Origin of the sequence: Bacteroides sp. AM10-21B, assembly GCF_003472565.1 — a bacterium.
In the GTDB taxonomy this organism is placed as follows: Bacteria; Bacteroidota; Bacteroidia; order Bacteroidales; family Bacteroidaceae; genus Bacteroides; species Bacteroides propionicigenes.
The window spans coordinates 162,916-181,315 of sequence record NZ_QRME01000002.1; the positions used below are offsets into that span (position 1 = coordinate 162,916).

At 47.6% G+C, this 18,400-nt stretch carries 13 protein-coding genes; 8 read left to right on the forward strand and 5 right to left on the reverse strand.

The genetic code is table 11. From position 1 onward, the window contains the following. The first annotated feature begins 127 nt into the window (after positions 1-127). Positions 128-3,511: a SusC/RagA family TonB-linked outer membrane protein gene (locus DW121_RS02780; RefSeq protein ID WP_118322991.1), complete on the forward strand. Its 3,384-nt coding sequence runs from the start codon at positions 128-130 to the stop codon at positions 3,509-3,511. A gap of 36 nt (positions 3,512-3,547) precedes the next feature. Next, positions 3,548-5,242, forward strand: coding sequence for a SusD/RagB family nutrient-binding outer membrane lipoprotein (locus DW121_RS02785; RefSeq protein WP_117710385.1), 1,695 nt, complete (start codon positions 3,548-3,550; stop codon positions 5,240-5,242). A gap of 11 nt (positions 5,243-5,253) precedes the next feature. Here the strand turns inward: DW121_RS02785 and upp are convergent, their stop codons facing one another. After that, positions 5,254-5,913, reverse strand: coding sequence for a uracil phosphoribosyltransferase (gene upp / locus DW121_RS02790; RefSeq protein ID WP_009122161.1), 660 nt, complete (start codon positions 5,911-5,913; stop codon positions 5,254-5,256). Between the two features lie 306 nt (positions 5,914-6,219). Here upp and pckA point away from each other — a divergent pair, with 306 nt between their 5' ends. Continuing rightward, entirely contained in the window at positions 6,220-7,827 is a 1,608-nt protein-coding gene (gene pckA, locus DW121_RS02795; protein WP_117710386.1) for a phosphoenolpyruvate carboxykinase (ATP), read from the forward strand. A gap of 98 nt (positions 7,828-7,925) precedes the next feature. After that, a complete protein-coding gene (locus DW121_RS02800; RefSeq protein ID WP_117710387.1) occupies positions 7,926-8,573 on the forward strand; it encodes a nitroreductase family protein in 648 nt (215 codons plus the stop codon). 68 nt (positions 8,574-8,641) lie between these two features. Here the strand turns inward: DW121_RS02800 and typA are convergent, their stop codons facing one another. Continuing rightward, complete coding sequence (typA, locus tag DW121_RS02805; protein ID WP_118322992.1) at positions 8,642-10,441, reverse strand: translational GTPase TypA; 1,800 nt, start codon at positions 10,439-10,441, stop codon at positions 8,642-8,644. 156 nt (positions 10,442-10,597) lie between these two features. Between typA and rpsO the strand changes: the two genes are divergently transcribed. Continuing rightward, positions 10,598-10,867, forward strand: a complete 270-nt coding sequence (gene rpsO / locus DW121_RS02810; RefSeq protein ID WP_117710389.1) for a 30S ribosomal protein S15 — start codon at positions 10,598-10,600, stop codon at positions 10,865-10,867. Positions 10,868-10,942: 75 nt separating this feature from the next. Here the strand turns inward: rpsO and DW121_RS02815 are convergent, their stop codons facing one another. After that, complete coding sequence (locus tag DW121_RS02815) at positions 10,943-11,470, reverse strand: GNAT family N-acetyltransferase (protein ID WP_118322993.1); 528 nt, start codon at positions 11,468-11,470, stop codon at positions 10,943-10,945. 249 nt (positions 11,471-11,719) lie between these two features. Between DW121_RS02815 and DW121_RS02820 the strand changes: the two genes are divergently transcribed. Both DW121_RS02820 and DW121_RS02825 read left to right on the forward strand, forming a co-directional pair. Further along, the gene (locus DW121_RS02820; RefSeq protein WP_004291603.1) at positions 11,720-12,295 is read left to right on the forward strand and encodes a helix-turn-helix domain-containing protein; all 576 of its coding nucleotides are present in this window, start codon (positions 11,720-11,722) and stop codon (positions 12,293-12,295) included. Positions 12,296-12,319: 24 nt separating this feature from the next. Then, positions 12,320-13,966, forward strand: a complete 1,647-nt coding sequence (locus DW121_RS02825) for an AMP-binding protein (protein ID WP_117710391.1) — start codon at positions 12,320-12,322, stop codon at positions 13,964-13,966. Positions 13,967-14,128: 162 nt separating this feature from the next. Here the strand turns inward: DW121_RS02825 and DW121_RS02830 are convergent, their stop codons facing one another. Both DW121_RS02830 and DW121_RS02835 read right to left on the reverse strand, forming a co-directional pair. Further along, positions 14,129-14,611, reverse strand: coding sequence for an S-ribosylhomocysteine lyase (locus DW121_RS02830; protein WP_118322994.1), 483 nt, complete (start codon positions 14,609-14,611; stop codon positions 14,129-14,131). A 24-nt stretch (positions 14,612-14,635) separates the two neighbouring features. Further along, a complete protein-coding gene (locus DW121_RS02835; RefSeq protein WP_118322995.1) occupies positions 14,636-15,340 on the reverse strand; it encodes a 5'-methylthioadenosine/adenosylhomocysteine nucleosidase in 705 nt (234 codons plus the stop codon). A 180-nt stretch (positions 15,341-15,520) separates the two neighbouring features. Between DW121_RS02835 and DW121_RS02840 the strand changes: the two genes are divergently transcribed. After that, entirely contained in the window at positions 15,521-18,028 is a 2,508-nt protein-coding gene (locus DW121_RS02840) for a YfhO family protein (RefSeq protein WP_118322996.1), read from the forward strand. The last annotated feature ends 372 nt before the right edge of the window (positions 18,029-18,400 follow it).

Genomic DNA, 18,400 nt, shown 5'->3' on the forward strand with positions numbered 1-18,400 from the left:
AACTGAATATCATCTATATAAATCGGCATAAGGCCACTGCATCCCGTTTTGGCATACCGCTTGCTCCATATTATCTGCAAAAATTCCAACGGATTTAATTATACAAGGCAATAATTATTGTAGAAATATGAAGTTCATTAAGAGAGAATGGGGCGACGCTTCGCATTGGAAGCTGCACCTTCACAAGGGATTAGTTATTATGGGTATGGCATTGGCGTTTCTTTTTGCGGGAAACGCCTATGCACAAGAGGTTAAAACTATCAAAGGTACTGTAAGAGATGTGACGGGCGAACCGCTTATCGGCGCCAGTGTCATAGAAAAAGGCACTAACAACGGTGTCATTACGGATGTGGACGGAAACTTTACACTGAAAGTACCCGCCGACGCAACGCTATCCATAGCCTATATGGGCTATGCCACCCGTGAAATCAGGCTGGCAAAGCGCAAGAAGCAAGGCGATTTGAGAGTGACTCTAAGAGAAGACTCGCAGCAACTGAAAGAGGTGGTTGTCACAGCGATGGGCATCAAGAAAGATACCAAACGACTGGGTTACGCCGTCAGCACCATCGAATCGGACGAGATAGTAAAGGCGGGAGCCACCAACTTCGCATCCGCCATGTACGGCAAGGCGCCGGGCATCCGCATCACACAGACGCAGGGCGGTTCTGCCGGCGCAGTATCCATCAATGTACGCGGGCTGACATCCATCACGGGAAACAACCAACCGCTTATCATTCTGGACGGTGTGCCCATCCGCAACGGCGGAACGGGCAAAAGCACCGACTTCGCCGAATTCGGCAACGACGGGCAGATACGTTCCAACGGGCTGGTAGACATCAATCCGGAAGACATTGAAAGCGTCAGTGTGCTGAAAGGCGCTTCTGCCACAGCACTCTACGGCTCGGAAGCGGCGAACGGTGCGGTAGTTATCACCAGCAAGCGTGCCAAAAGCGGCAAGCTGACGGTGGACTTCACAGCACAGGTAACCGCCAACCTGCCCGCCTATCTGCCGAAAGTGCAAACATCGTACGGACCGGGGCGTTACAATACGGAATACAGTGATTACGAGAAACAGACCGGCGGCTTCTACCAGCGCACCATGAACGGCGAAAGCTACAAAAGCCTGTATAACACTACCATGTCCTTCGGTCCGAAATACGACGGAAGCGATGTGCTGTATTGGGACGGCAAAGTCCGCCCCTACCTGCCGGCTACGGACAATCCGTGGAAGGAGTTGTTCCGCACGGGCTGGAACCAGACGTACAACCTCGCCATCTCGCAGGGTACGGAGACAAGCAGCAACCGATTCTCCTACACCTTTATGGACGAAATGCCGAATGCGCTGACGGGCAGCTTTACAAAGCACAACTTCAAACTGACGGGTTCTTACAAACTCGCCAAGCCGCTGACGCTGGAATACTCGCTGAACTACATCATACAGGACGTAAAAGACCGTCCGCAAACGTCATTGAACCTGTACGGAAGTTTCAGCAATATGTTTTCGTCCTTCATGGATATTCCTTACCTGAAGCAGAGCTATGTCACCAGTCTGGGTTATCGCAACACATACGCCATAGGCGGTGACGCCACACTTACGCCGGACGAGGCATGGGCCTACAACCCCGGATATCTGAACGGCGTATCGAATATGCTTTGGAATATGTATCACCACCACAGCAAGGAGACGGAGAACCGCCTCATCGGTATGATACGTCCCACTTGGCAGATAACCAACTGGCTGAGCCTCCGTGCACAAATCGCCACGGACATCACGGACACCAAGCAAACATTGGAGTATGAAACGGAGCGCCCCAACTCACTATACGACCCCAGCGGCAGTTTCCAGAACATCAACCGCCGCTACGACATCGTGTACGGTGATGTAATGTTGAACTTCAACTATAACATCCGCCGCTTCGACATTGCCGCCACGCTGGGTTGGACTGGACGTTACGAAAACATGAACAATATGCGCGTTTCCACCAACGGCGGTCTGGTTACGGAAAACTGGTTCGACCTAAACGCCAGCCGTTACACTGCCAGCAGCACGCTGCAGCGTATGGAACTGCTGAAAACGGGATATATGGGTACGCTGAGTCTGGGATGGGACAACTACCTGTTTCTCGAACTGACGGGACGGCAGGAGCGTTCGTCCACGCTGAAAGACCAAAGCTTTTTCTATCCATCAGCCAACCTCAGCTTCCTGTTCTCCAACGCTTTCCGTATGCCGGCGTGGTGGAATCACGGCAAACTCCGTCTCTCATACGGCATCGTAGGCAACGCACCGGAAACGTATGCCGCCAACGTCATCTACGAACAAGGTTCGGACAACGGCTTCACATGGAACTATGTGCCTTCTTCATGGGGCAACGCCAACATCCGACCCGAAAAGAAGTATGAATACGAAATAGGATTTGAAAGCAAGTTCCTCAACAACCGCGTGGGCTTCGATGTATCGTACTACAACAACCGCGTGAAAGACCAGATACTTTCCACCCCCCAACCCTCTACTTCGGGCGTGAAGTATGTGCTGATGAATGTGGGAGAGGTGGCCAATGAAGGATGGGACATCTCCGTAAGCGCCACGCCGATACTGACCAAAGACTTCCGCTGGGACTTAACAGCCAACTACGGCATCTATCGCAATAAGGTTGTGAAACTTGCCGAGGGCGTACCCTACCTCGAAATATCCAATATAGGCGGTGGCGGAGCCAAGATACAAGCCGTAGAGGGCCGTCCGATGGGTGACATCTACGTACAAGTGCCCCAAGTGAACGAAAACGGCGATTATCTGGTATCGGACAAAGGCCTTTACTTGAACCAGACGGACCTGCAGAGAGTGGGTAACATCAACCCTGACGGTGTAGGCGGTTTGTTCAGTTCATTCTCCTACAAGAACATATTCTTGGATTTCAGCATCGACTTCCGCATCGGCGGCGATGTCATCAATGAAATGTACCAATACTCCACCGCATCGGGTCTGACACCGGAATCGCTGCAATACCGCGATACGGAACATGGCGGTTTGTCTTACTACTATCCGGGCAACAACAATGCCAGCGGTGTGCCTGTACAGGTAGACCCTTCACTCGGTGCAGGCCCTAACGGAGAAGTGATTTACCACGACGGCGTTATTCTGCCGGGTGTGGTGGCTTCCACAGGCGAGAAGAACACACGCATCATCCCTGCCGGATACTACTACAACCAGACCTACAACTGGGGTACTCAACCCGAACAATATACGTACCACCACTCGGTATTCGACAATACATACGTAAAGCTGCGCGAATTGACTGTCGGCTACCAGTTTCCGGAAAAGCTGGTTTCCAAACTGGGCATGACGCGGCTAAGTGTTTCGGTGTTCGGCCGCAACCTGTTCTACTTCTACAAAGCGCTGAAGAACTACGACGCAGAATCTTCCGTAGGAACATCTTGGGCAAGCCAAGCGGTAGTGGGCGGCTCCACTACGGCAACACGTAATTTCGGCGTCTCGTTACGGGCAAGTTTTTAGAAAATTGAGAATTGAAAAATTAAGAATTGAAAGTTAATGACAATGGATATGAAAAAGATACATATAAGGGCATTCGTTTTATCGGGAGCTATGCTGATGGCTGCTTCCGGCTGTACGGATTCTGACTTCGACAGCAAGTACGAAGATCCTTCAAAGGTCAATCAAGTCACTATCAGCAACCTGATGGTGGGAGTTTTCCAAAAAGTGAAAGATTACGATGTCTATGAGTACGGACGGTTCTTCGGTTTCGACTCACAATTTGTAGGCAAGTATGCACAGACATTCGGATATAGCAACTCCGGCAGCATGTACAGTCCCGGATATGCGCCTGCCATAGACGGGCAATGGGATAATCTGTACTCGGCAATGATGCAATACCGCAAAATGGAATCACTGTACAATGAAGAGAACGACAGCCAAAAAGCACAGGACGAAGCCTTTATGCTGGCAGCCAAAGTGCAACTGTACGACTTTTTTGCCGCAACAGTGGACATTTTCGGAGATATGCCCTTCTCCAAAGCGTGTACCCTGCCGCTGACTAACGACGTAAACGGTTCTTACGCTCCTTATGACAAGGCGGAAGATATTTATAAAACGATACTTAGCGAACTGAAAGAGACAGCCCCGCGTTTCCGTTCGGTAACCACACCGAAGAATTTCAGTACTCAGGATTTCATCAACTTAGGGGATATGGATAAATGGGAACGCTATACAAACTCTCTGCGCTTGCGCCTTGCCATACGCGTAGCCGCACAGGGGGCTTTGCAGGAGGAAGGCCGCGCAACCATCAAAGAGATATTGGAAAATCCCGCCGACTATCCGCTGGTGGATGAACAGGAGAACAACATCTTCATCATCAACCAAAAGTCCGGACAGCTGAACTTCACTGCCGGCAGCGGATTGGGCGACTGGGTTACAAACCGCCTTGCTTCAGGCGCTGTCATAGACCGTATGCTAAGTCACGGCAACTATGACATGACCGGCAATGATCCGCTAAGCGGCGTCTACATCAAAGGCGAAGACGATCCCCGCATCTTGCTGAACTACAACCCCGTCACCATCACCAACCGTGAAACCGGACAAGTGGACGAGCACCGCTATCTCGGCACAGACCTCACTGTGGCAGACGAACTGACGGAGTATTACAACGCCCAAGCACAGGATGAAGTGAATACCGCCAACAAGGGATTCTCACAGATTACGCAAAGAGGCTTTTTCTGGGAAAACGACAAATTCGATATGTTGATAATAGCTTCACCCGAAATACACTTCCTGAAAGCGGAAGCCTATGCCATGGGATATGGCGTGGCACAGGATATGGCGAAAGCGGAAGAGGAATTCAAAACGGCTGTCAGCCAATCCATCGCACTGTATTACTATTATGACTCAATAGGGTCGGGAGAAAACTGCCGCCGTTACGAGGCTCCTGCCAATGAAGAGATTGCGGACTTTGCCAATGCCAAATGGAACAGTACGGCATATGCAGACAAACTGGATGCCATCATAACGCAGAAATGGCTGCATTTCGGCTTCCTTGCCAGCCGCGAAGCGTGGAGTGATATCCGCCGTACAGGCTATCCTTCGGGACTGGTCTTCCCGGAAGTCTCGGGTACTATTCCCAATGTGCCGAACCGCTGGAGATACCCAAGCACGGAAGTGAATTATAATCCGTACTATAAGGATGTAGCGGATAAGGATACCTATACGGAGAAGCTGTTCTGGGCTAAATAAGGCAATACGGACTACAACTTATCCCCGAATGCCAAGTCTCCGGCATCACCCAATCCCGGAACAATATAGGAGTGTTCGTTCATGTCCGGATCGATGGCGCCGCACCACAAAGAGACTTCATCCCCCGGAAAAAGTCTCTGCAAATGGTCTACCCCCTGTTGGCTGGCAATCACACAGGCAATCTGCAACTTAGCGGGCGTGCCTTTGGTAAGGAAAGCCTTCCATGCAAGTTCCATGCTCTCGCCCGTGGCAAGCATCGGGTCAACCAGTAACAGCGTCTTGCCGGAAAGGTCGGGAGTGGCGATATACTCGATGTGCACATCCACCGTACGGCACTCCTTATCTTTATAATAGCGGTAAGCGGAAACAAAAGCATTGCCTGCACGGTCAAATACATTCAAGAAGCCGGTATGCAAAGGAAGCCCCGCACGAAAAACGGTGGCAATCACCACATCATCATCGAAAGTGCTGACAGGGGCTATCCCCAGCGGTGTTTGCACTTGCTTTTCTGAATAGGTCAGTTCCTTACTCATTTCATACGCCATAATTTCACCGATACGTTCGATGTTCCGGCGGAAACGCATACGGTCGGACTGCACTTGCACGTCGCGTATTTCCGCCACGTATTGATTCAAGACTGAGTTAGTCTCGGCAAAGTTGATAACTTTCATTCGTTTATTATCAGATTAATATGTATTGGTTATTCCGTATATTGATAGAATAGAAATGCAAAGTAAACGATTTCCACTTAATTTGCAACATTCAGTTTGCAGATATTGTTATGGTTTTATAAAAGATTTCCTATTACAGAAAAATTTCTCTAATTGGATGTTTCTTTTAAAATAAAGTATTACTTTTGTAGTCGCAAAAACAAGGGTCTTACTGAAAAGTGCGTTCTTTCATAGATTCGCCCCCTTGCAATAAGGTAAAAGAAAGAGATTATAAACCAAATACCAATTTTAAAAATCTTAAAAGAAATGGCAAATTTAGATTTAAGCAAGTACGGTATCAAAGACGTGAAGGAAATTATCCACAACCCGTCTTATGATGTATTGTTCGCTGAAGAGACCAAACCGGGTCTGGAAGGCTTCGAAAAAGGTCAAGTAACTGAACTGGGTGCTGTGAACGTAATGACCGGTATCTATACCGGACGTTCTCCTAAAGATAAATTCTTTGTAATGAACGAAGCCAGCAAGGATTCTGTATGGTGGACTTCTGAAGAATACAAAAACGATAACAAACCTTGCTCTGAAGAAGCATGGGCTGACCTGAAAGCTAAAGCTGTAAAAGAGCTGAGCGGCAAGCGTCTGTTCGTTGTAGATACTTTCTGTGGCGCTAACGAAGCTACTCGTATGAAAGTACGTTTCATCATGGAAGTAGCTTGGCAGGCTCACTTCGTAACTAACATGTTCATCCGCCCGACAGCTGAAGAACTTGCCAACTACGGAGAACCTGATTTCGTATCATTCAACGCTTCTAAAGCAAAAGTTGACAACTACAAGGAACTGGGTCTGAACTCTGAAACAGCTACTGTATTCAACTTGAAGACTAACGAACAAGTTATCCTGAACACTTGGTACGGTGGTGAAATGAAGAAGGGTATGTTCTCTATCATGAACTACAAGAACCCGCTTCGCGGCATCGCTTCTATGCACTGCTCTGCCAACACTAATATGGAAGGTACTGACTCTGCTATCTTCTTCGGTCTGTCAGGTACAGGTAAGACTACTTTGTCTACCGACCCGAAACGTCTGTTGATTGGTGACGACGAACACGGATGGGATGACGAAGGTGTATTCAACTACGAAGGTGGTTGCTACGCTAAGGTTATCAACCTTGACAAAGATAGCGAACCCGATATCTACAACGCTATCAAGCGTGACGCTCTGTTGGAAAACGTAACTGTTGACGCTAACGGTAAGATTGACTTCGCTGATAAGAGTACAACTGAAAACACTCGTGTTTCTTATCCTATCTATCACATCAACAACATCGTTAAGCCGGTATCTAAGGGTCCTCACGCTCATCAGGTAATCTTCCTGTCAGCTGATGCCTTCGGTGTATTGCCTCCGGTATCTATTCTGAACCCGGAACAAGCTCAGTACTACTTCCTGTCCGGTTTCACAGCTAAGTTGGCCGGTACGGAACGCGGTATTACTGAACCGACTCCGACATTCTCTGCTTGCTTCGGTGCTGCTTTCTTGAGCTTGCATCCTACTAAATATGCAGAAGAACTGGTTAAGAAGATGAACAAGGTTGGCGCTAAGGCTTACTTGGTTAACACCGGTTGGAACGGTAGCGGCAAGCGTATCTCTATCAAAGATACTCGTGGTATCATCGACGCTATCCTTGACGGTTCTATCGACAAGGCTCCGACAAAAGTCATTCCTTACTTCGACTTCGTTGTTCCGACAGAATTGCCGGGTGTTGATCCGAAGATTCTTGATCCTCGCGACACTTACGAATGTGCTTGCAAGTGGGAAGAAAAAGCAAAAGACTTGGCAGGACGTTTCATCAAGAACTTCGCTAAGTTCACAGGTAACGAAGCCGGTAAGGCTTTGGTTGCTGCCGGTCCGAAACTCTAATAAAACCGGATTACATATTTTTAAGGCGGCTTCCGTTTTCGGAAGCCGCTTTTTTTGTTAGATTTGCAAAGAAGCGAATCACTAATATAGCACAGAATATGAAGAGTTTAAAGTTAATGCTGTTAGGCGCAAGCCTATTGATGCTGTCCGGATGCGGACCGCAGGTACAGAAAGGGAATGAAAGCACAGTTACGGAAAAGAGCAATTCGGAAGCGGTAATCGAAACGATTATGTCGCGCCGCAGCATCCGCAAGTACAAACCGGAAGCGGTGAATCGAGATACGATGAAAGTTATTTTAGATTGCGGCATCAACGCCCCCAACGGACAGAACAAACAATCTTGGGCAGTACGTGTGGTGGACAACCCGGAATTCCTGAACGGAGTGAGCGAAATTTTCAAACAGAAGAATCCGAAAGCGGCAGAAGACCCTGACTTCAAGAATATGTTCCGCAATGCTCCTACGGTAGTATTCATTGGGAATGACACTTCCTATGACTGTTCACAAATAGATTGCGGCCTGCTGGGTGAAAACATGATATTGGCTGCCTGGTCTATGGGAATAGGTTCCTGCTGTCTGGCAAGTCCCACACGCTTTATGGTCGATACGCCCGAAGCTGCAGAATACCTTAAAAAGCTGGAGCTTCCCGAAGGCTACAAATTGCTCTATTGCATCGCTTTCGGCTATCCGGACGAAGCGCCTGCCGCCAAACCAAGAAATGCGGCCAAAGTGAAATACATAGAGTGATAATACAAGGAGTGCCCCACCTTTCGGTGAAGCACTCCTTTCTATATATAACAACTAAAACTGTATAATCAGTTCTTATTGGCGCGCTTACGCTCTGTTTCGTCCAAGATAACCTTACGCATACGCATGGACTTGGGAGTGACTTCCACGTATTCGTCTTCCTTGATGTATTCCAGCGCTTCTTCCAAAGAGAACTGCACGGGCGGAATCAGACGAGCCTTTTCGTCAGAACCGGAAGCACGCATATTGGTCAGTTTCTTGGATTTGGTTACATTCACTACAAGGTCATTATCGTGAGAGTGCTCGCCTACAACTTGTCCGGCATACACATCTTCCTGCGGGAAAATAAAGAACTTACCGCGGTCCTGCAACTTATCGATGGCATAAGCAAAAGCCGTACCCGACTCCATGGCAATGATAGAACCATTGGTACGGCGTTCGATTTCGCCCTTATAGGGTTGGTATTCCTTAAAACGGTGCGCCATGATAGCCTCTCCGGCAGAAGCCGTCAGCACATTTGTACGCAGACCGATGATACCGCGTGACGGCATATTGAACTCAAGATTCACACGTTCACCGGCACTTTCCATTTTCACCATCTCACCTTTACGGCGGGTTACCATATCGATAATCTTGCTGGCATATTCTTCGGGAACGTTGACTGTAAGCTCCTCGATTGGCTCGTTCTTCACGCCGTCTATCTCCTTGAAGATTACCTGCGGTTGTCCGACCTGCAATTCATATCCCTCGCGACGCATTGTCTCAATCAATACGGAAAGGTGAAGCACGCCACGACCGGAAACCACCCATTTTCCATCTTCCTCACTCTTGCGTACGCGGAGTGCAAGGTTCTTATCCAGCTCCTTCATCAAGCGGTCGTGAATGTGACGGGAAGTAACGAACTTGCCTTCCTTGCCGAAGAACGGAGAGTCGTTGATAGTAAACAGCATACTCATGGTCGGTTCGTCGATGGCGATAGGCGGCAATGCTTCGGGGTTCTCATAATCGCAAATCGTATCTCCGATTTCAAACCCTTCGATACCTACCAGCGCGCAGATGTCACCGGAAGAAACTTCCGCAACCTTCACACGGCCCATACCTTCAAAGGTGTGCAGTTCTTTAATCTTCGACTTGACAATTGAGCCGTCACGCTTAGCCAAAGACACGTTCATGCCCTCCCTTAAAGTACCGCGGTGTACACGGCCTACGGCAATACGGCCCGTATAAGAGGAGTAATCCAGTGAAGTAACGAGCATCTGCGGCGTACCTTCCAACTGTGTAGGAGCCGGAATGTTTTCCAGAATGCAGTCCAGCAACGCATAGATGTTGTCCGTCGGTTGCTGCCAGTCTGTACTCATCCAGTTGTTCTTTGCCGAACCGTAGATAACGGGGAAGTCCAATTGGTCTTCCGTAGCTTCCAGGCTGAACATCAAATCGAATACCATCTCATAAACCTCTTCGGGACGGCAGTTGGGCTTGTCCACCTTGTTGACAACAACGATAGGCTTCAAACCAATCTGCAAAGCTTTCTGCAACACAAAACGGGTTTGCGGCATCGGACCTTCAAAGGCATCCACCAACAGGATACATCCGTCTGCCATATTCAATACACGTTCCACCTCACCACCGAAATCGCTGTGCCCCGGAGTATCAATAATATTAATCTTCGTGTCTTTATAGCTGATAGAAACGTTCTTGGAAAGGATTGTTATCCCTCGTTCACGTTCCAAATCATTGTTATCCAACATTAATTCACCTGTGCTCTGGTTGCTGCGGAAGAGATTTCCTGCCAGAAGCATCTTATCGACAAGTGTCGTTTTTCCATGGTCTACATGGGCAATAATTGCAATGTTTCTAATATTTTGCATACAATACCTATTATTTGGCTGCAAAGGTACGAATTTTACAGTATATACATCACAGAGAAAAGATTTTTTTGCTGAATATCATTGCAATATAAAAGATAATATCTATCTTTGCACGCTCGAAAGAGAAAAGAATTATCAACTTTTTAATTAAACATTATGTATTTAGACGCTGCTAAAAAGCAAGAAATCTTCGGCAAATACGGAAAGTCTAACTCTGATACGGGATCAGCTGAATCTCAGGTAGCATTGTTTTCATACCGTATTGCTCGTCTGACTGAGCACATGAAGCTCAACAGAAAAGATTATAGTACAGAAAGAGCCTTGACAATGTTGGTAGGTAAGCGCCGTGCGCTGTTGAACTACCTGAAAGACCGCGACATCAACAGATATCGTGCTATTGTTCAGGAACTCGGCTTGCGTAAGTAATTTACTTGCGGTAAACTTATTAAAGCGGGGAAGTCTTCTAATGGAGGCTTCCCCGCTTTACTTTTATACAAGGGGTTACAACAAAGACTTATAGAGTATATGCTTTTTCAGCGGGTGCCCGTCGACTACGGACGGATGCTGAAAAGTCTTCTCCGGCATCATTCCTATTTTCTGCATCACACGCTGCGAACGTTTATTGAGCAACGAAGTAAAGGAGTAGACTGTAGAAAATGGAAGATGCTCCTTTGCATAGATTAAACATGCCTTTGCCGCTTCAGTGGCATATCCCTGCCCCCAATACTCCTGCTTCAGTCGCCAAAGGATTTCAATACCCGGAGCAAAGTCTACATCAAAAGCGAAGTTGTGGAAACCTGTGAAGCCCACAAAAGCTCCATCCGATTTCTGCTCGACAAGATATGCTCCATAGCCATACCAAAGAAACTCATCCCTGACAGTGTCAAAAAGACTACGGGATTCTTCCTCAGATAAAGGATGTAGAAAGAATTCCATCACTGCCGGACTCTTGTTCATCTCTGCAAAAGAGATGAAGTCTCCTTCTTTCCAGTCACGCAATAGTAAGCGGGGAGTCTCAATATATACCATACTTAAACAATCTTTATTCTCATACAAAAATATCAAATCTATTTTATTACTCAAAAAACACAGTCTCTATTTTGGTAGATATTGAAAGCCAAATAACAATAAAAGCAACTAAACCCACCTTATACAGAACTTACTAAAACTATAAGCAAACTTTTCGCCACATAATGTTGCACCAAGTAAAAGAATATCTTATTTTTGCAGCTTACAGTTATTAATCATAACCTTTTAGACTGAAAATACTATCAAATTATGGATACAAGTAAGATTGTAGGAGAAAAGATTAAGTCACTCCGCGAAAGCCAATCCATCAGCATGGAAGAGTTGGCGCAACGTTCGGGACTTGCCATCGAACAGATTGAACGCATTGAAAACAATATTGACTTGCCTTCGCTGGCACCGCTTATCAAGATAGCCCGTGTACTGGGCGTACGTCTCGGAACCTTCCTTGACGACCAAGACGAAAACGGTCCTGTGGTATGCCGTAAGTCGGAAGCAAAGGACAGCATCAGCTTCTCCAACAATGCCATCCACTCACGCAAGCACATGGAATACCATTCCCTTTCCAAATCCAAGGCCGACCGCCATATGGAGCCGTTCATCATCGACGTAGCCCCTACGGACGACAGCGACTTCGTACTTTCATCACACGAAGGCGAAGAATTTATCATGGTTATGGAAGGAACTATGGAAATCAGCTATGGCAAGAACACCTATCTTCTTGAAGAAGGAGACAGCATCTACTACGATTCCATTGTACCGCACCATGTACACGCCTACGAGGGACAGGCAGCCAAAATACTGGCAGTGATTTATACACCGATTTAAATAGCTGAAAGCTTCAACTCTACTATGTTATACGAAAGAACGCTTGGCCAATGGCTGGAGCATTGGGCCGAAACTACACCAGACAAAGAATATATTGTTTACTCCGACCGTAATTTGCGCTTCACTTGGAGCCAATTCAACCACAGGGTAGACGACATGGCAAAAGGACTTATCGCCATCGGCGTGGAACGGGGAACACACGTCGGCATCTGGGCGGCAAATGTGCCGGACTGGCTGACGCTGCTGTATGCCTGCGCCAAAATAGGTGCCGTCTATGTAACGGTAAACACCAACTACAAACAAGCCGAACTGGAGTACTTGTGCGAGAACTCGGATATGCACACACTCTGCATCGTCAATGGCGAGAAGGACAGTGACTTCGTGCAGATGACCTACACCATGCTACCCGAACTGAAGACCTGCCAGCGCGGACATCTGAAGAGCGAACGCTTTCCCTACATGAAAAATGTAATCTACGTAGGACAGGAAAAGCACAGGGGAATGTACAACACCTCCGAGATTCTGCTTTTAGGCGATAATGTAGAAGACACACGTCTGGAAGAACTTAAAAGCCAAGTCACCTGCCACGACGTTGTGAATATGCAATATACTTCAGGTACCACCGGATTCCCGAAAGGCGTAATGCTTACCCACTACAATATTGCCAACAACGGTTACCTCACCGGAGAACACATGAAGTTCACCTCCGACGACAAACTATGCGTCTGCGTACCTTTATTCCACTGTTTCGGAGTGGTACTTGCCACAATGAACTGCCTGACCCACGGATGTACGGAAGTAATGGTGGAACGCTTCAACCCGCTTGTAGTTCTTGCTTCCATTCACAAGGAACGGTGTACCGCACTCTATGGAGTACCTACCATGTTCATAGCCGAACTGAACCACCCGATGTTCGATTTGTTTGATATGTCCAGCCTGCGTACAGGTATTATGGCAGGCTCTCTCTGCCCTGTTGAACTGATGAAACAGGTGGAAGAGAAAATGTACATGAAAGTGACCAGCGTTTATGGCCTTACGGAAGCGGCTCCCGGCATGACCGCCACACGAATTGACGATTCGTTTGATGTACGTTGCAATACCGTGGGACGCGACTTTGAGCATACCGAAGTAAAAGTTATCGACCCGGAAACCGGTGAGGAATGTCCGGTAGGTGTACAAGGTGAAATGTGCAATCGCGGCTACAATACCATGAAAGGCTACTATAAAAACCCGCAAGCCACAGCCGAAGTTATCGACAAGAACGGCTTCCTGCACTCCGGAGACTTGGGCGTAAAAGATGAGGACGGCAACTACCGAATTACCGGACGCATCAAAGATATGATTATCCGCGGTGGCGAAAACATTTATCCGCGTGAAATCGAGGAGTTCCTCTACCAATTAGAGGGTGTCAAGGATGTGCAAGTAGCCGGCATCCCTTCCAAGAAGTATGGCGAAGCCGTTGGCGCGTTCATTATCCAGCATGAAGGAGCCGACTTGCACGAGTCGGATGTACGCGACTTCTGCATCGGCAAGATTTCCCGATATAAGATTCCTAAATATATTTTCTTCGTAAAAGAGTTCCCAATGACAGGAAGCGGCAAAATACAGAAATTCAAGCTGAAAGATGTAGGGCTGCAACTTTGCAAGGAACAAGGGATAGAAATCGTTTAGGTTGTATCAAAACGGATTTAAGCTATCATTCTGTCATTCAGAGGAGCTTACGACGAAGAATCTCCTTTCTCATATGTAAGGAGAAGAGATTCTTCACTTCGTTCTGAATGACAGAATGATAGCTTAAATCCATTTTGATACAACCTAAAACTGCCTGTATGTTTATTTTTCAGGATAAGACATATTCTCTGCCGTCATCCGTTCCAATACCTCACGCAAATATTTGGCAGACTCCCATTTTGCCATTGGCAAATCGTGGAGCAAATAGTTGCCGCAATCTTGCGGAGCTGCACCGGGTACTTCGCCTTCATATTCGGCAACAAAGCGGAAAGTGTCCTGCATCAGAGGCACGATGTCTTGCGGTTGCAAGTCACCCTTCATCAACAGATAATTGCCGGTAAGGCATCCCATAGGCCCCCAATAGATAATCTTGTCCTGCCATTGCGGTTCATTACGCAAATAAGTAGCAGCCAAATGCTCGATAGTGTGCAGAGCACCCTGACCCAAAGCCGGTTCGCGATTGGGTTCTTTCATACGGATATCGAAAGTTGTAATAACCTCTCCGTTCACTTCATCCTTACGTGATACGTAAATACCGCGTAACAAACGAATGTGGTCAATAGTAAAGCTGGGAATCTTCTTCATGATTTATGATTTATAATTTATGATTTATAAGCTATCGGGCAGGGTGGACAGAAAAGTCCATGTCGTAAGGAAGGAACGTTCTGCCATTGTTCCCCAAAAATCCGCATATTGCGACGAATGGTCGTCCACGCCCGGTGTGTCACTGATAATGCGAAAGCTGAGGAAAGGGATATTGTACAGATAACAGGTCTGTGCAATGGCGGCGGACTCCATATCCACCGCAAGCCCGGACGGAAAATGTTCTTTGATGGCATCCAGTTCGGTACGGTTGGTAATAAACCGGTCACCGGTACAAACCAGTCCGCTATGAATGCGGCTTTCCAACCCGGCACCGTTCAGAGACAAAGCATATTTCAACAGAGAAGCGCAGCCCTTGTACACGGCGGGAAACCCCTGCACCTGACCATACTCATTGCCCTCGCCACACCATACATCGTGATACACCAGATATTCACTCACCACTACATCCGTCACCTTAAGACAAGCATCAATACCGCCCGCCACACCGGTGCTGACAACACAGTCCGGAGCAAAACGGCGTATTAACTCCGCACTACCCGCCGCCGCGCTCACCTTGCCGATGCCGCACTGCGTAAGTATCACACGATTACTGCCGAGTATTCCCTCCACATAGCGGAAGTTACCGTCACTCGTCACTTTCCTCTCCTGCAAACGCTCCACCAACTGGCGGTGTTCGCTATCCATTGCGCTGATAACACCTATCGTCATGCTTACTGATTTATGAATTATGATTTTCGGGAGGGCAAAGGTACGATATTTCAGCAGATTTATCTATTCAACTTATGCATAAATCAATATTTATGTATAAGTTTGCCGCTGAAATTCAGATTAGGAGTTAAGGGAGTTAACTCCTTAACCCTTTTAACTCCCCCACATAAACCCTGCAAAATGATAAAGAAAACTCTTCCAGACTTGATTGCCATTCTGGCATTCGCCCTGATTTCTTTCGCCTACTTTTTTCCGGCGGATATAGAAGGACGCATCCTGTTCCAGCACGACACTGCTGCCGGGGCCGGAGCCGGACAAGAAACCGCACAGTTCTACAATCAGACAGGGGAGCATACCCGCTGGACAAATTCTATCTTCGGAGGGATGCCAACCTATCAGATAGCACCGTCCTACGACTCTACCACGCCTTTGAAATGGACACAGAAAGTATACCAGCTTTTCCTGCCTACATACGTCAACCTGACATTTATATTGATGCTGGGCTTCTACATACTATTGCGCGTATTCGGTATGCCGGTATGGTTGGCAGGCTTAGGGGGCATCATGTGGGCGTTCTCATCCTATTTTTTCATTCTGATTTCAGCCGGACATATCTGGAAGTTCATCACCCTCGCCTATATCCCGCCCACAATAGCGGGTATTGTGCTTGCCTACCGGGGTAAGCTATTGGCAGGAGGCATCCTGACAGCCTTTTTCATAGCCTTGCAAATCATGTCAAACCACGTGCAGATGTCCTACTACTTCTTGTTCGTCATCCTGTTCATCGTAGGAGCATACTTTGAAGACGCCTGGCGCAACAAGACACTGTCCAAATTCTTCAAAGCAAGCGCTGTGCTGTTCGTTGCCGCCCTCATCGGCGTTGCCGCCAACCTTTCCAACCTCTACCATACCTATACATACAGCAAGGAAACCATGCGCGGCAAAAGCGAACTGGTACAGACCGGCGATGCAGCCAAACAAACCAGTAGCGGGCTGGACCGCGACTATATCACACAATGGAGCTACGGTATCGGTGAGACGCTTACCCTACTCGTACCCAACTTCAAAGGTGGCGCATCCGTCCCCCTCAGCGAAAACAGGACGGCTATGGAAAAAGCAAATCCCATGTATAGCGGGCTGTACAGCCAACTGACCCAATACTTTGGTGACCAGCCCATGACCTCAGGCCCTGTATACGTGGGTGCATTCGTACTCTTCCTTTTCATACTGGGCTGTTTCATCGTAAAAGGCCCTTTGAAATGGGCATTGATAGGTGCCACATTCTTTTCCATTGTATTGGCATGGGGTAAGAATTTCATGCCGCTTACCGACTTTTTCATCGACTATGTACCGATGTACAGCAAGTTCCGCGCCGTATCTTCCATCCTCGTAATTGCCGAGTTCACTATTCCGCTGCTGGCCATCTTTGCCCTGAAACGTGTACTTGAAGAACCTGCAATTATCAAGAAAGACAAAAGAGCAACAGGTATCAGTCTGCTCCTCACAGCCGGCATAGCCTTATTGCTCACAGTCTCGCCGGGAATGTTCAGTTCCGCTTTTGTGCCGGCGCAAGAGGCACAAATGTTGCAAAATGCAGTCGACCAAAAAATGATACCTGCCGAAGAACTCTCCGGCATCCTTGCCAACCTTTCCGAAATGCGTGCCGCGCTTGTCAGTTCCGATGCACTGCGCAGCTTCATCATTATCAGTATCGGCTGCGCCATACTGCTGTTATACTCCACCGGGAAATTGCGCAAAAGTTTCACTGTTGCAGGTATCACTCTACTCTGCCTCATCGATATGTGGACAGTAAACAAACGCTACCTTTACGATGACCAGTTTGTACCTCGTTCCACACAGACCGAGACTTTCAGCCAAAGCAAGACCGATGAATTAATCCTGCAAGACACCACACCCGATTATCGTGTGCTGAACTTTGCCACTAATACTTTTAACGAAAACAACACCGCCTATTGGCACAAAAGTGTCGGCGGATACCACGCCGCCAAGCTGCGCCGCTACCAAGAGATGATAGAACGCCATATCTCTCCCGAAATGCAGGCAGCCTATCAAGCAATAGCCGCCGCAGGAGGAGAAATGGACAGTGTGGACGCTACCAAATTCCGCGTACTGAATATGCTGAATACAAAATATTTCATCTTCCCCGCCGGACAGCAAGGGCAGACTGTTCCCGTCCTCAACCCTTATGCCAACGGCAACGCTTGGTTTGTAAAGAACGTACAATATGTAGACAATGCCAATCAGGAAATTGATGCACTCAAGTCCGTTCTTCCCACCGAAACTGCCATTGTTGACGTCCGTTTCAAGGAGCTACTAAAAGGGACAACCGATGCTTGCAAAGACAGCCTCTCTACTATTCGTCTGACGAGCTATAAACCGAACCATCTGGTTTACGAAACAGAAAATCCGGGAAACGGCATTGCTGTATTCTCCGAGATTTACTACCCGGACGGTTGGCAAGTAACTATCGACGGAGAACCCGCCGAGTTGGGACGTGCGAACTATATATTGCGTACCATGTATGTCCCTGCCGGCAAACATACAATTGAAATGCGCTTTGACCCGAAAAGCCTGCACGCAACAGAAGGAATTGCCTACGGAGCATTGGCGTTGCTGGTTATCGGAGTTGCGGCAATCGCGCTGATGGCACGCAAGAAGACTGCATAAAACTAAGAGCGGCAACACCCACACACATCTTCCGAAAGAGAAAGAGATGCGCAAACCTCGTTTTTCCCTGTAGCTTATAAAGAAGCAGCACAGGAAGAAACGAGGTTTTGCTATAAGGAAAATTATTTTTCTTATGAAGAAAACAGGGTATTGGTTACTGTCAACAGCTCTGTTGACAGTAGTCACTCAATCCGTTGACAATAGTAAACAGACCTGTTGACAGTAACCAATACCCTATTTTCTCCGTAACAAAAATGAATGCCGTATAGATGAAAAGATAATCATATAACGTAATAAATCAAATTCTGCTATAAGGAAAAGAATGAAAAAATATGGTATAAATCACCGGCAGAACGATATATTTCAGTAACT